The 12,693-nt window shown below is 62.3% G+C and carries 16 protein-coding genes; 4 read left to right on the top strand and 12 right to left on the bottom strand.

Annotated elements, in window-relative coordinates; genetic code table 11:
• Window positions 1-8: 8 nt before the first annotated feature.
• Entirely contained in the window at window positions 9-1,400 is a 1,392-nt protein-coding gene (locus ACO1XS_RS25525) for a 4Fe-4S binding protein (RefSeq protein ID WP_440559030.1), read from the top strand.
• 161 nt (window positions 1,401-1,561) lie between these two features.
• Here the strand turns inward: ACO1XS_RS25525 and hemP are convergent, their stop codons facing one another.
• The 4 genes from hemP to ACO1XS_RS25505 form a co-directional block, all read right to left on the bottom strand.
• Window positions 1,562-1,828 carry a hemin uptake protein HemP gene (gene hemP, locus ACO1XS_RS25520; RefSeq protein ID WP_331572492.1) on the bottom strand — a complete coding sequence of 89 codons (267 nt, stop codon included), beginning with the start codon at window positions 1,826-1,828 and terminating at the stop codon, window positions 1,562-1,564.
• 137 nt (window positions 1,829-1,965) lie between these two features.
• Window positions 1,966-2,448 (bottom strand): SRPBCC family protein, encoded by a 483-nt coding sequence (locus tag ACO1XS_RS25515; RefSeq protein ID WP_331572462.1) that lies wholly within the window; start codon window positions 2,446-2,448, stop codon window positions 1,966-1,968.
• A 23-nt stretch (window positions 2,449-2,471) separates the two neighbouring features.
• Window positions 2,472-2,900, bottom strand: a complete 429-nt coding sequence (locus ACO1XS_RS25510) for an OsmC family protein (RefSeq protein WP_486391996.1) — start codon at window positions 2,898-2,900, stop codon at window positions 2,472-2,474.
• 160 nt (window positions 2,901-3,060) lie between these two features.
• The gene (locus ACO1XS_RS25505) at window positions 3,061-3,933 is read right to left on the bottom strand and encodes a pirin family protein (RefSeq protein WP_486391995.1); all 873 of its coding nucleotides are present in this window, start codon (window positions 3,931-3,933) and stop codon (window positions 3,061-3,063) included.
• 126 nt (window positions 3,934-4,059) lie between these two features.
• On the opposite strand from ACO1XS_RS25505, the gene ACO1XS_RS25500 reads away from it, so the two are divergent.
• Window positions 4,060-5,040, top strand: coding sequence for a LysR family transcriptional regulator (locus ACO1XS_RS25500; protein ID WP_331572468.1), 981 nt, complete (start codon window positions 4,060-4,062; stop codon window positions 5,038-5,040).
• A gap of 298 nt (window positions 5,041-5,338) precedes the next feature.
• Here ACO1XS_RS25500 and ACO1XS_RS25495 read toward each other — a convergent pair whose 3' ends face one another.
• Genes ACO1XS_RS25495 through ACO1XS_RS25485 form a run of 3 tightly spaced genes read right to left on the bottom strand, consistent with a single transcriptional unit; the run spans window position 5,339 to window position 7,326 of the window.
• A complete protein-coding gene (locus ACO1XS_RS25495; RefSeq protein ID WP_486391994.1) occupies window positions 5,339-5,785 on the bottom strand; it encodes an ExbD/TolR family protein in 447 nt (148 codons plus the stop codon).
• A gap of 20 nt (window positions 5,786-5,805) precedes the next feature.
• A complete protein-coding gene (locus ACO1XS_RS25490) occupies window positions 5,806-6,534 on the bottom strand; it encodes a MotA/TolQ/ExbB proton channel family protein (RefSeq protein ID WP_481580660.1) in 729 nt (242 codons plus the stop codon).
• 24 nt (window positions 6,535-6,558) lie between these two features.
• On the bottom strand, window positions 6,559-7,326 hold the full coding sequence (locus ACO1XS_RS25485; protein WP_486392013.1) for an energy transducer TonB: 768 nt from the start codon (window positions 7,324-7,326) through the stop codon (window positions 6,559-6,561).
• Between ACO1XS_RS25485 and ACO1XS_RS25480 the strand changes: the two genes are divergently transcribed.
• Entirely contained in the window at window positions 7,314-7,562 is a 249-nt protein-coding gene (locus ACO1XS_RS25480; RefSeq protein WP_331572494.1) for a hypothetical protein, read from the top strand. The genes ACO1XS_RS25485 and ACO1XS_RS25480 overlap by 13 nt on opposite strands.
• On the opposite strand, the gene ACO1XS_RS25475 is transcribed toward ACO1XS_RS25480, so the two are convergent.
• The 5 genes from ACO1XS_RS25475 to ACO1XS_RS25455 all read right to left on the bottom strand — a co-directional run bounded on the left by ACO1XS_RS25475 (window position 7,541) and on the right by ACO1XS_RS25455 (window position 12,133).
• Window positions 7,541-7,783, bottom strand: a complete 243-nt coding sequence (locus ACO1XS_RS25475; protein WP_173258962.1) for a (2Fe-2S)-binding protein — start codon at window positions 7,781-7,783, stop codon at window positions 7,541-7,543. The two genes, ACO1XS_RS25480 and ACO1XS_RS25475, sit on opposite strands and share 22 nt — an antisense overlap.
• A 157-nt stretch (window positions 7,784-7,940) precedes the next feature.
• Window positions 7,941-8,843: a glutamate racemase gene (murI, locus tag ACO1XS_RS25470; protein WP_486391993.1), complete on the bottom strand. Its 903-nt coding sequence runs from the start codon at window positions 8,841-8,843 to the stop codon at window positions 7,941-7,943.
• Window positions 8,844-8,903: 60 nt separating this feature from the next.
• On the bottom strand, window positions 8,904-9,383 hold the full coding sequence (gene bfr / locus ACO1XS_RS25465; protein WP_173258965.1) for a bacterioferritin: 480 nt from the start codon (window positions 9,381-9,383) through the stop codon (window positions 8,904-8,906).
• 173 nt (window positions 9,384-9,556) lie between these two features.
• Window positions 9,557-11,092 (bottom strand): fumarate hydratase, encoded by a 1,536-nt coding sequence (locus ACO1XS_RS25460; RefSeq protein WP_331572479.1) that lies wholly within the window; start codon window positions 11,090-11,092, stop codon window positions 9,557-9,559.
• Window positions 11,093-11,230: 138 nt separating this feature from the next.
• Window positions 11,231-12,133, bottom strand: a complete 903-nt coding sequence (locus ACO1XS_RS25455) for a DMT family transporter (RefSeq protein WP_331572481.1) — start codon at window positions 12,131-12,133, stop codon at window positions 11,231-11,233.
• A 332-nt stretch (window positions 12,134-12,465) separates the two neighbouring features.
• Here ACO1XS_RS25455 and ACO1XS_RS25450 point away from each other — a divergent pair.
• The coding region (locus tag ACO1XS_RS25450) for an acetyl-coenzyme A synthetase N-terminal domain-containing protein (protein WP_486391992.1) at window positions 12,466-12,693 on the top strand (228 nt) is incomplete at its 3' end.

The following is a 12,693-nucleotide window of genomic DNA, read 5'->3' as shown; positions in this document are numbered from 1 at the left end:
CGGTCACGATGTTGGGTTCGAGTCGGCTCGCGCAAGTTGGCGCATGGATGCAGCGTCACGGTGCGGTCATTCGTGCGGTGCAATGGGTTGTCGTATCGATCTATGCATTCCTCATTGTCGTGCCAGCCTGCATGCCGCTGCCCGACAACACTGCTCATCTCTGGACCAATTTGACGCTTGCCGCCCAGTTCGTCTTCTGGGGGATCTGGTGGCCGTTCGTTTTGCTTTCGATGGTGATGCTCGGCCGCTTCTGGTGTGGCGTGCTCTGTCCCGAAGGCGCACTGTCGGAATTCGCGAGCAAACATGGGCGAGGACGCGCCATTCCACATTGGATGCGTTGGGGTGGCTGGCCGTTTGTCGCGTTTGGGCTCACCACGATCTACGGACAGATGGTGAGCGTCTATCAGTACCCGCGAGCGGTTTTGCTCGTACTAGGCGGCTCGACGGTGGCGGCAATCGCGATCGGTTTGCTGTATGGCCGGGAAAAGCGTGTGTGGTGCCGGTACCTGTGCCCGGTCAACGGTGTGTTTGCCTTGCTTGCGCGCCTCGCGCCGTTTCATTACAAGGTCAATGAAGACGCGTGGCGGCGTTCATATAAAGCCGGCGAGCACGGTCACCGCGTGATTCCGATCAATTGTGCGCCGCTCGTTCCCTTGCGCAATATGAAAGGCGGTGCCGCCTGCCATATGTGCGGTCGGTGCAGCGGGCATCGCGACGCGATTGCGCTGTCATGGCGTTCGCCGTCGCAGGAGGTCGTGGAGTTGGGGCGTGATGCCGCGAGCGGCTGGGATACCGCGCTGATTCTCTATGGCCTGCTCGGGATCGCCATCGGCGCGTTTCACTGGACGGTCAGCCCGTGGTTCGTGCAGATCAAGCAGTCGCTTGCCATGTGGCTGATCGATCACGATATCACCTGGCCGCTCGACACGAGTGCACCGTGGTTCCTGCTGACTCACTACCCTGAACAAAACGATGTTTTCTCGTGGCTCGATGGCGCGCTCATCGTCGGCTACATTCTGGCGACTGCCGCCGTCTATGGCACCGTGCTGCTCGTCTGTTTGTCGCTTGCTACGCGCGCGCTGGGCCGGTTCGATTTCAAGCGGCTGCATCATCTGACGCAGGCGCTGATCCCCGTTGCAGGCGCCGGCGTTTTTCTGGGATTGTCCGCTACGACGCTTTCGCTGCTGCGCGCGGAGCACATTCCGCTCGAGTGGGCGCCGGGCGTCAGAATCGCCGTGCTTGCGATCGCGAATCTATGGAGTCTATGGCTCGGCTGGCGCGTGATCAGCCGTTATGCGACCACCTTCCTTGCGCGTGGAGCGGCAATGCTGCCGTATATTGCGGCGCTTGCCGTCGCCGATAGCGCCTGGTGGTTGATGTTCTGGGGTTTCGCTCGCTAGTCGAGCTGGAGCAGCGTAACGCCGCATAAAAAAAACGGCATGGCTGGCTGCGGCGGTTGCAAAAAGTGGTTGCACGAAGGGGTCTAGACTCGCGTGCAATTCCGTCGCGGCTGGCTACTGCCCAACACCTCTTGGGAGGTGGTCCCCACAATACCCGGTCGTTACTTCGTCAGGATCAGCTTGCCCAGGCGCGTTGCGCGCAGCTGGTACGTTTCGCCGTTATGGGCGATCAGCACATGCGTTCCTCCCTGAAGCAGCGTATCGCTGCGCACCACGCGCTGCTCGCGACGTTCGCTGCCGCTCCCATCGCTTGCTGAAGCCGTGCCCAGACCAGAAGCCGGATCGGTCCGTTCGTTTCGGCTGTGACGTGAGGCGGTTGGCATAGCGCGTCGCAAAGTCAGGGTTGTCGGGCGGTTGAATTCACTCATCTGCGCATCAATGTCTCGATTCGATAAATCAAAGTATAAATGAGAATCATTATTAATTGCAAAAAAGATTTTCATCGAGATACGGCACCGATAGCGACGTATCGATGCCGTTTGCTTACTTCGCGTGTGGCTCGCCGTTAATGCAAGGCGCGCGGTTCTTTCGGGTTGCTGGCGTACTGGCGAATGAGGCGCACGGTGTCGATATCGGATTCCCGATATGCGGACTTCACGATTTCCGTCGTTTGCCTTGCGTCTTCGGTGTCAGCGGTAGGGAGGGTCGTCTCGTACTGAAAACGCAGAAAAAGCTGGGATGCGTTCGGTTGCTCGATCGTCATCGTAAGCGAGCCGCCCACATATGCCTGCGTCGGGAGAATGTCGTACCGCACACTTTCGTTCGGCGTCAGCGTGACGCGGTCTCGAACCGTAGCGGAGCCGTAGTGGAGTTCGCGTTCGAGCGTCAAGTCCGTTCGTGAGAGGATCGTGCAGCTATCCAATCCGATCACGAACAGTTGCGGCTGCTCAGCACGCAACACGAGCCCCTCCCAAAGCTGCTCGCGCGTCAGCTTCTCGACGAGCGGATTGAGCGGGTCGTTGATCTGGATGAGGTGTTCGAAATTCAAGACGGGTCCTTCGCTTCAGGCGTTCATGCTCCGGTGGCATCCACGGTCGACGGGGGCACCGCGGCAAGGCCGGTATTGATGTTGATCGGACGCGTGAGGATTTTGTGAACGGGGCAGGCGTTGGCGATTTGCAGAAGCCGTTCGCGTTGCTCGTCGGACAGCGGCCCCGTGAGAACGATCGTGCGATTGATCGTCGAACCTTCTTCGGTGGGCTCGAGCGAGAGGGTGACATGCACATCCTCCAGCGGCCACTGTTTGCGCTGGGCATACATCTTCAGCGTGATCGAAGTGCATGCGCCTAGACCGGACAGCAGCAGCGAGACTGGGGTGGGTGCTCGATCGCCGCCGCCGAGCGCGGCGGGTTCGTCGGCATGCCAGAGATGGACACCGTCATCGAACAGAACTTGATAGGGGGTAGGACCGATCTTTGCGTGGACGACGCGTTCGCTCATGCCTGGGCTCCGGGTTCAAGGGCGGGCTCGACGTTGCGGTGCCGATAGCCGTCGTACGGCTGGCGCGCAGACGGTCAGCCGCACGAACGACTATTGTGACGCAATTCATCGCCGTCTGCGCGAGAGACAGCGCGCGCATGGCAATGCCCGGAGCCGGGAATCAGTGGGCGATCTGGCCCATGCGGCCCGTCTGATAGTCGACGACAGCCTGCCTGATTTCCTCCTCTGTATTCATCACGAACGGACCGTGCCGCACGATCGGCTCGTTGAGCGGTGCGCCGCCGATGAGCAGCACCTCCAGCGGCTCGTCGCCCGCGCTCAGCGTCACGCTGTCGCCGTCGTCGCCGAATACGACCATATGCTGCGCGCGAACGGCTTGCCCCGTCGGACCGAACCGCCCCACACCGGAGAGCCCATAGGCAAATACGCGGAACCCTTCCGGCACCGGATGGACGACCGAGCCGCCAGGCTGCAGCGAAAAGTGCTGATACAGGATCGGGGTGCGCGTTTCGATGGTGGCCCGCACGCCGAGCGCTTCGCCCGCGATCACTTTGACTCGTACCTTACCGTCTTGCGAAATCGCTATCGGAATCTGCTCCGAAGGGACTTCCTGGTAGCGCGGCGCGATCATCTTGTCCTTGCGCGGCAGATTGACCCAGAGTTGGAGCCCGTGTACGCGGCCGCCACCGGCGGCGAAGGCCGCCTCGGGCATCTCGCTGTGAACGACCCCCGCGCCGGCCGTCATCCACTGAACGTCGCCCGGCTTCAGTACACCGGAATGCCCGGCCGAATCCTTGTGGCTGAAACGGCCCTCGAGCAGATAGGTCACCGTTTCGAAGCCGCGGTGCGGGTGATCGGGCGCGCCCTTGGCCGCGCCGGGCGCGTAGTCGGTGGGCCCCATCTCGTCGAGCAGCAAAAATGGATCGAAGTCCATCAGCATGCGGGTAGGGAACGGTCGATGGACGACAAACCCGCCGCCTTCCGTCGTGCGGACGGCGGGGAGCGTATATCTGATGCTGCGAGTGGCTGACATGTGGAGTGATCTCTGCGATCCCTCTCGGGCATCGCGGTTTGAGTGTGTAGGCTTATTATATGGACCGGCACCCGCCATTCCAGCCACCTCCAGGGCAATGGACCGTCCCATTGATGGAACAATCAGATGCAGCTCGATTCGCACAACCTGAACGACCTGATGTATTTCGCGCGCGTCGTTGAACACGGTGGTTTCTCCGCGGCTGAGCGTGTGCTCGGTATTTCGAAATCACGCCTGTCGCGCAGAGTGGCGGAATTGGAATCGGCGGTGGGTGTGCGGTTACTGCAGCGCTCGACACGCAAGCTTGCACTGACCGAAGCGGGGCAGCTCTTTTACCAGCATTGCCGAGAGATGCTGACGCAAGCGCAAGCCGCAATGGATGCGGTTCAGGAGTTGCGGTCCTCGCCGCGAGGTACCGTACGTGTGAGCGTTCCAGTGACGGTCTCGCAGACGCTGCTGTCGGACGTCCTTCCTGAATTCCTGCTGCGATATCCGGAAATTCGGCTATCGATCCGTGTGACCAATCGGGTGATGGATCTTTACGACGACTCCATTGATGTGGCACTGCGCGTACGTTCGGAGCCGCCCGACAACGCCAACATCGTCGCGCGACCGCTTTGGCGCACCGAGCAGATGCTCGTGGGAGCCCCGAGCCTGCTGAGCCAGCATGCGCCGCCCGTTGTTCCGGCCGATCTGGCACGCTTCGAGACGCTCGATACCCCGAGCGGGGACGGGCGCCACGTGTTCAATCTGATTTCACCCGATGGCAAGCGGCACGCGCACGAGCATGAGCCGCGCGTGGTGACGGCCGATCTCACGACGATTCGTGACGCAGTGCTGGCCGGTGTCGGTATCGCTGCATTGCCTGTCATGATGTATGGCGCCGCCATGCGAACGGGACAGCTTTCGCCCGTGATGCCGGGTTGGACGTTGCCGGCGCCGCAACTTTTCGCGGTGTTCGTCTCGCGACAGGGCATGATTCCGGCGGTGCGCGCCTTCGTCGATTATCTCGTCGAGGTCATCGATCGGGCCGAACATCCGGGCGAATGCCCCACAAAAGAGCAGGTTCGCGCGGCGCAACGGCAAGCGTCCCTGGTGGCGCCATGAGGCGGGTGCATCGCTTTTGTCATTGAAGCGCCGGCGACGATCAGTAGTTTCTATGGCGGTTCGCTTGAACCGTCCGGCAGGGAGACCTATAGTGGAATCCCGTTCGCGCTGGCGGTCCAGTGCGGAATATGGCGGCTTCTCTCATAGCAAGCCGAATAGGGCTGAAACGCGCTGTCCGTGACGATCACGGCTGTCGCATTTGCGTGCTCCCGCTACCCCGATGGCGAGCGAGCCCGCCGCCCGAAGGCGCCGTGTGCGCATGAAAAAAAGGGCCCTCGTCGCATGATGAGGGCCTTTTTTATTGAGCGCGGAATGCGCGCTCAACGGGCGCCGCGTTCGGCTTGGGTGCAGTGACGAAACCGATTCTCGTCAATCCGCCCGCTTGCGCCATCGACATGACTTCGGCGACCCGCTCATACGGAACCTTCCGATCGGCTTCGAGATGCAACTCGGTTTGTGGATCGGCCTCGGCCGTCTTCCGAATTCGTTGCAACAGCGCGTCCGGCGCAACGGGCTCGTTGTTCCAGAAGAGGGCGCCGTCGGCGCGCACGCTGACGCTCACATGGGCGGGACGTGGAGCCGGCGCGCTTCCCCCGGCTTGCGGGAGATCGACCGCGATTGCGCGATGAATCGCGGGAACGGCTACGAGGAACACGATGAGCAGCACGAGCATGACATCGATAAACGGTGTCATGTTGATCTCGTTCATCAGATCGTCGTCGTCATCGACATCGAAGGCTTGCATGGTCGTTGCCCGTCCCGTGTTCAGTTCGCGCGCGTCGCGAGGCGCAGGCTTCCCGTTCCCGTCGATGAAAGCCGTGTCCCTGTCACGAAATACGCGTGCAGGCCGTGGGCAAACCGACGCAGACCTCCGACGATCGCCTTGTTCGAGCGGGTGAGCGCGTTGTAACCGAGCACGGCCGGAATCGCAACGATCAGCCCGAACGCCGTCATGACGAGCGCTTCACCGATCGGGCCGGCGATTTGATCGATCGATGCCGCGCCGCTCGCACCGAGGGAGATCAGCGCACGATGAATGCCCCATACGGTACCGAAGAGCCCGACGAACGGCGCAGTCGATCCGATCGACGCGAGCACGCCGAGGCCGCTCTGCAGATGCCCGACACGATTGTCCATCGTGTCCTTCAAGCACCGCGAGATCCATTCGGAAACGTCGAGTTGATCGTGCAAATGGGGCTGCGTTCGCTTGTGGTGATCGGCGGCTTCCTGGCCCGACAGCGCGAGCGCAAGGAAAGGGTTGTCGTGGGCGGCGCGCGCCGATGCGCCAAGCTTCTCGATGCCGCTCGTGAAATCACCGGAATGCCAGAAATCGCGCTCGGCATGCTTCGTCAGGCGGCGCAGCCGGAGCGCGCTCCATCCCTTCGCGATGATCACGCTCCACGACATCAACGACATTGCCAGTAACGCGATCGCAATCGCGCGCGTGACGAAATCGCCCTGTGCCCAGACATGGGCTACACCGTAGCTCTGCATTGGTTTCCTCTTTTCTCGGTGACGTCAATCGCCGAACGCGAATATGAACGGCTTCGTATAGGCCACGCGGACCGGCGAGCCATTTTCCGTATAAGGACGGCAAGAACTCGCGCGCATCGCAGCAAGCGCCGCTTCGTCGAGCCGCGGGTAGCCGCTGCTCTTGGCAAGTTCGATGTTTTCGATCGTACCCGTGAGGCCGATCACGAAATTCACGTCCGCCGTGCCGGCTTCCCCGCGGCGACGCGATAACGCGGGGTAGTCCGGTTTGACGATGTTGCAGTCGACGTGACGTACGTCTTTGGGCGCGCTCATCGCAAGCGTTTCGCGCCCTGTGGCGGCCGGCGCGGGCTGAGCCGGCTGGCTGGCCGCCTCGTTCGCTTTGGGAGGCGCGACGACCGCAGCCGGCTCGGGCTTGTTCTGTGACGCGGCTGATGGCGCGGGCGCCGCTGGATGGTCGGGAACGCGCGGCGACACCGTGTGCACAGGCGCTGGCGGCTGCACGCGCGGCTCGATGTGCTTTTTCACGACGGGTTGGGGTGCCGGAGCGGGCGCGGGGCTCGACCGTAATGCGCTTGGGGCGGCTGGCGCCGGTTCGGGGCTCAGCAATTGTGCGCGGATGACGGGAGATTCGATCTCGACGGGCGGGGCCGTACGCTCGCTCGCCCGCATGATCAGGGCGATCAACACGACGTGGATGATGGCAACCGCGGCCACGGTCGACACTGCGCGCATGCGCGCCGCTGGCGGCAGCGCCGATGCCGTCGAGGCCGGGACGTTCAATGGCGCGCCCATCATCAATACGGCAGTGCGCCGACTTCATGGCGCGCGCGACCCAATGGCTGGCACTTCATGCGCGAAAAATCAGGAGGGAGATACCCAGCGCCATGGCGAAACCGATAAGCAATTCCATCTCGAAGTCCTCCGACGAACACGAGCGGCTGCTGGCGGGTGACGAAACTGGCGCGCCGAACGAAAAGATAAACAGCGAAAGCAAACTGCGCAATGCTCAAGCAGCTTTGCGATCGTAAAAAGTGACTTCCATCGGATGTGCGTGCGCCGGGCGCTGCACGCCGCAGCGCGTCTCACATACCCCGCACTGTGCCATGACGTCTCGCACCGATTCCTCGCACTTGCCGCAGCACGTGGCGACGCCGAACTCGAATTGCAGTTCGTCGAACGAATCGACACCTTCCGCGATGGCGGCGCGAATCTTCCGGTCCGAAACGGACTTGCAGACGCAGACAATCATGGCTCGTGCAGTAGAGAACGTTAATGCGAACTATTATCATTTCGTTCGCAACGCTTTGCAAGCCTGTGCGTTGTTTTTTTATCGGGGAAGGATGTCCTGCCCCTTTATTGGGGCAGGAAGGGCGGGCCGGTGTAGGCCGGTGTAAACGGTTTTGCTGTTATGCCGCCTTGGGAGCGTGTCCGGCCACGCCGCGTTCCGAGCCGGGCGCGCCAACGGGCTGCAACTGCTCCACCGGCAGATCCAGGCTCAAGAGAGCCTGGGCCAGCTGCCGCAGATGGGCTCCGTCGCTCGTGGAGCAGAGGCGCGGCGCCGCGGGTGCGGTGCCTTGCACAGCACGCAACCCGTGAGTATCGAGGATGCGTTCGAGCTGTCTGGCGATGGCAACGCTCGTGTCGATGAGCGTCAACCGGTCTCCGACGATTCGGCGGATGGCCGTATCGAGGAACGGGTAGTGGGTGCAACCGAGGACGAGGGTATCGGCGCCCGCTTCCAGCATGGGCTCGATGTAACCCTCGAGGAGCCGCGAGAGCGCCGGCGAATCGATGTCGCAGCGTTCGATCGCCTCCACGAGGCCGTGTCCCGGTTGGCAGATGAAGCGGCAATCGGCCGCGTGGCGCTCCACCAGTTGGCGAAACCGCTCGCTTTTCAGCGTGACGGGCGTGGCCAGCACCCCGGCCACGCGCGTCTTCGACTGCGCGGCCGCCGGTTTGATGCCGGGCTCGACGCCTACGACGGGAATGGGCAGGCGCTCGCGTAGCGCGGCGATCGACTCGGCCGTGGCCGTGTTGCAAGCGACAACGAGCGCTTTCGTACCTTGCGAAACGATCCAGTCCCCCATGGCGAGCGTGCGCTCGACGATATACGCGTGGTCGCGCTCGCCATAGGGGGCGTGACGGGAGTCGGCCACGTAGAGGAGGGACTCGCCGGGCAGCACGGTGCGAACGGCCCGCAGCACGGAAAGACCGCCGAGGCCGGAATCGAAGATCCCGACGGGTGCGGCGGCCAGATCGGGAACGGTGCCCGCCGGGCTGCTTTCGAACGAAGTTGGGGTGGTCGTCATGAAAGGTGACAAAGTGACGAAGCGACGAAGCGACGATCGCGTAGTCGGGCTACTGCTCGATCAGGATTCGATCGAACCCATTGCCGACTGTTGATAATTCTGAATGCCGAGTTTATCGATGAGATCGAGTTGCGTCTCGAGCCAATCGATATGTTCTTCCGTATCGTCGAGGATTTTTTCGAAGATGGAGCGCGAGACGTAGTCGCGAACCGATTCGCAGTAGGCGATGGCTTCCTTGCAAGTCGCCTGCGACCCTTGCTCGAGCTTCAGATCGCACTCGAGAATCTCGCGCGTTTCCTCGCCGATGAGCAGCTTGTGCAGATCCTGGAGGTTCGGTAATCCGTCGAGCATGAAGATGCGTTCGATGAGCATGTCGGCGTGCTTCATCTCGCCGATGGATTCATCGTATTCGTGCTTGCCCAGCTTTTCGAGCCCCCAGTGCTTGTACATGCGGGCGTGCAGGAAATATTGATTGATTGCCGTCAGCTCGTTGGTCAGTTGGCGGTTCAAATAGTCGAGAACTTGCTTGTCGCCTTGCATGATCTTCCTTTGTCGTGAGGCATCTGTTTGCGAACGATAAACGCTGCTGTCCGAAATGCCAAGCCGCGTGCGCGAGCGTTGACCGATCGGACGATGTTCGGCGTGCCGCAGTGAAAAAGCCGGGCGCGACGGCCCGGCTTTCGCACGCGAGACGCCGCGGCCAGGTCGTCGCCTTAAGCCGGCACCACGGGCAGCTTACCGATCTTGGCGCGCCACTCCTTCGGGCCGGTTTCATGCACCGACGTACCCGTGGAGTCGACCGCCACCGTGACCGGCATGTCCGTCACGTCGAATTCGTAGATGGCTTCCATGCCGAGGTCTTCGAACGCCAGCACCTTCGCGCCGCGAATGGCCTTCGACACCAGATAGGCCGCTCCGCCGACTGCCATCAGATAAGCCGCCTTGTGCTTCTTGATCGCCTCGATCGCGACCGGGCCGCGCTCGGCCTTGCCGATCATCGAGATGAGACCCGTTTGCGACAGCATCGTCTCGGTGAACTTATCCATGCGCGTGGCCGTGGTCGGGCCGGCCGGGCCGACCACTTCGTCGCGGACGGGATCGACGGGCCCGACGTAGTAGATCACGCGGTTCGTGAAGTCGACCGGCAGTTTTTCGCCTTTCGCCAGCATGTCCGCAATGCGCTTGTGCGCCGCATCGCGACCGGTGAGCATCTTGCCCGACAGTAGCAGCGTTTGCCCCGGCTTCCAGCTGGCGACTTCTTCTGCCGTGAGCGTATTGAGGTCGATGCGTTTGCTCGTCTCGGTGTCGGCCACCCATTGAACCTTCGGCCAGGCGTCGAGCGGGGGCGCCTCGAGCTTCGCGGCGCCGGATCCATCGAGCGTGAAGTGCGCATGACGGGTGGCCGCGCAATTCGGGATGATGGCGATGGGCTTGGAGGCGGCATGCGTCGGCGCGGCCATGATTTTGACGTCGAGCACGGTCGCAAGGCCGCCGAGGCCTTGCGCGCCGATGCCGAGGGCATTGACCTTTTCGTGCAGCTCGATGCGCAGCTCTTCGATCCAGTCACGCGGGCCGCGCGCAATGATTTCCTGAATGTCGATGGGATCCATCAGCGATTCCTTCGCCATTACCATCGCTTTCTCGGCCGTGCCGCCGATGCCGATCCCGAGCATGCCGGGGGGGCACCAGCCCGCACCCATCGTCGGCACCGTCTTCAGCACCCAGTCGACGATCGAATCGGACGGGTTGAGCATCGCGAACTTCGATTTGTTCTCCGAGCCGCCGCCTTTGGCCGCGACCTGCACATCGACAGTGTTGCCGGGCACGATCTCGTAATGGATCACGGCCGGCGTGTTGTCCTTCGTATTCTTGCGCGCACCTTCCGGCGGATTGACGATCGAGGCGCGCAGCACGTTGTCGGGATTCAGATATCCGCGGCGCACGCCTTCGTTGATCATCTCCGTCACGCCCATCGTTGCCGGGCCGCTCTCGCTGCCCCAACGCACATCCATGCCGACCTTCACGAAGACGGTGACGATGCCGGTGTCCTGGCAGATCGGCCGGCGGCCTTCCGCGCACATGCGGCTGTTGGTCAGGATTTGCGCGATGGCGTCTTTCGCCGCCGGGCTGGCTTCGAGTTCATACGCGCGACCGAGTGCCTGGATGTAGTCGAGCGGATGGTAGTAGCTGATGTATTGCAGCGCATCGGCGATGCTCTGGATCAGGTCTTCCTGTTTGATGACTGTCATGGCTTGGATGCTGTGGGGGCGAGGCGGCGCGCCGGCCGCCGGGAAAACGCGAAAAATCGCGCTATTGTACCGCGCTGTGCATTGGCCGTTCGTCTCGGAGCCCGGCACCCGCCCGGGCCCGCCGGAGCCGGCGCCCGATCAGGAGGCGACGGGCGGCGTGCGTTTCGTGCCGACGCTCGCCAGCGCAATACCGGCCATGACGCACGCGAGAGCAATGCCGTGCGCGAATGTGGGGCGTTCGTCCAGAAATACGATGCCGTACGCGGCAGCCGCGATGGGCAGTACGGCGCTGAAGACGCCGGCAAGGCTGCCGTGAACGTGGCGGATGCCTTTCATCCAGAGCCAGAACGAGAAGATGCTGGCGGACAGCCCGTACCAGACGACGAGCACCCAGGTGTGGCTGGGCACGCTCGTGTAATCGAAGTGCGCGAGCGTATTGGCGCCGAGCGGCAACATGAGCAGGAAACCGAACAGGTGCGTGTAAGCGCAGATATCGATCGGTGCCAATGTCTGCGTGAGGCGGCGCGACAAGATCACGTACAGCGATTCGCAGCAAACGGCGCCGAGCACCATCAGGTTGCCGGCCAGCGATGCCGCAACGGGCCGCGCGGGTGCGTGTGCGCCGACTTGCGAGAGATTGATGACGACGATGCCGGCGACGGCGAATGCGATCGAGACGATGGCCCGGCCCGTAGGTCTTTCACCCAGAAAAAGCCATGCGAACAGGGCGACCACGGCCGGGATCGTACTGGTGATGACTCCGGCCGCCACCGCGCTGGTACGCGCGACTCCGCTCAGCATCAGCAGCGTGAAGCCGAACGTACCGAAAAGAGCTTGAAGGAAGAGATTGAACCATTCGTCGCGCTTGACGCGTTTCATTTTGCTCACACGCAAAAGCGGCCAAAGTACGGCGAGCGCGATGACGAAACGCAGCGTGGCGAAAAGCGGGACGGGGACGAAAGCGACGATCGACTTGCCGATCCCGACATTGCTGCCGACGAGCAGCATGGCGGCAATGAGAAACCAGGCGTATCGATTCATGGGGTGCGGGGGCATGGGTCAGGCTGGCATTGTATGGGCGCGCCTGGGCCACGGTAAAGCAAGCGCGATGTGCGCATGGATCATCTCGCCAGCAGTATTCAATCCCCAGCGCGGCGTATAGGACAGAGCGACCGGTAGGTATCACGCGAGTTGCGGCAGGGCGGGTGCAGGGAATATTCTCGGGATTGTTACGCGATACCCGGGATGGATGCGCTTCATGTTGCAGTGCCGCATCCATCGGCGCCAGCTTGCAAGCTGCCCGACCGAATGCTCGAACGACGGGCGCGCCGGCGGCGGATAGAAAATTTCATCTTGTCGATTAGGAGTTGTCGATGTCTGCGATTGAATCGGTCCTTCATGAAAGTCGCGTCTTTGCGCCGCCCCCCGAATTGGTGGCGAATGCGACGGTGTCCGGAATGGACGCGTACCGCGCGCTGATGGAGCACGCGGAGCACGACTACGAAGGATTCTGGGCGAAGCTCGCTCGCGAGACGTTGTCGTGGCACAAGCCGTTCACGAAGGTGCTCGACGAATCGAATGCGCCGTTTTACACCTGGTAT

The organism is Trinickia sp. (genome assembly GCF_057351765.1).
This window is presented reverse-complemented; position numbering and strand designations above follow the sequence as displayed.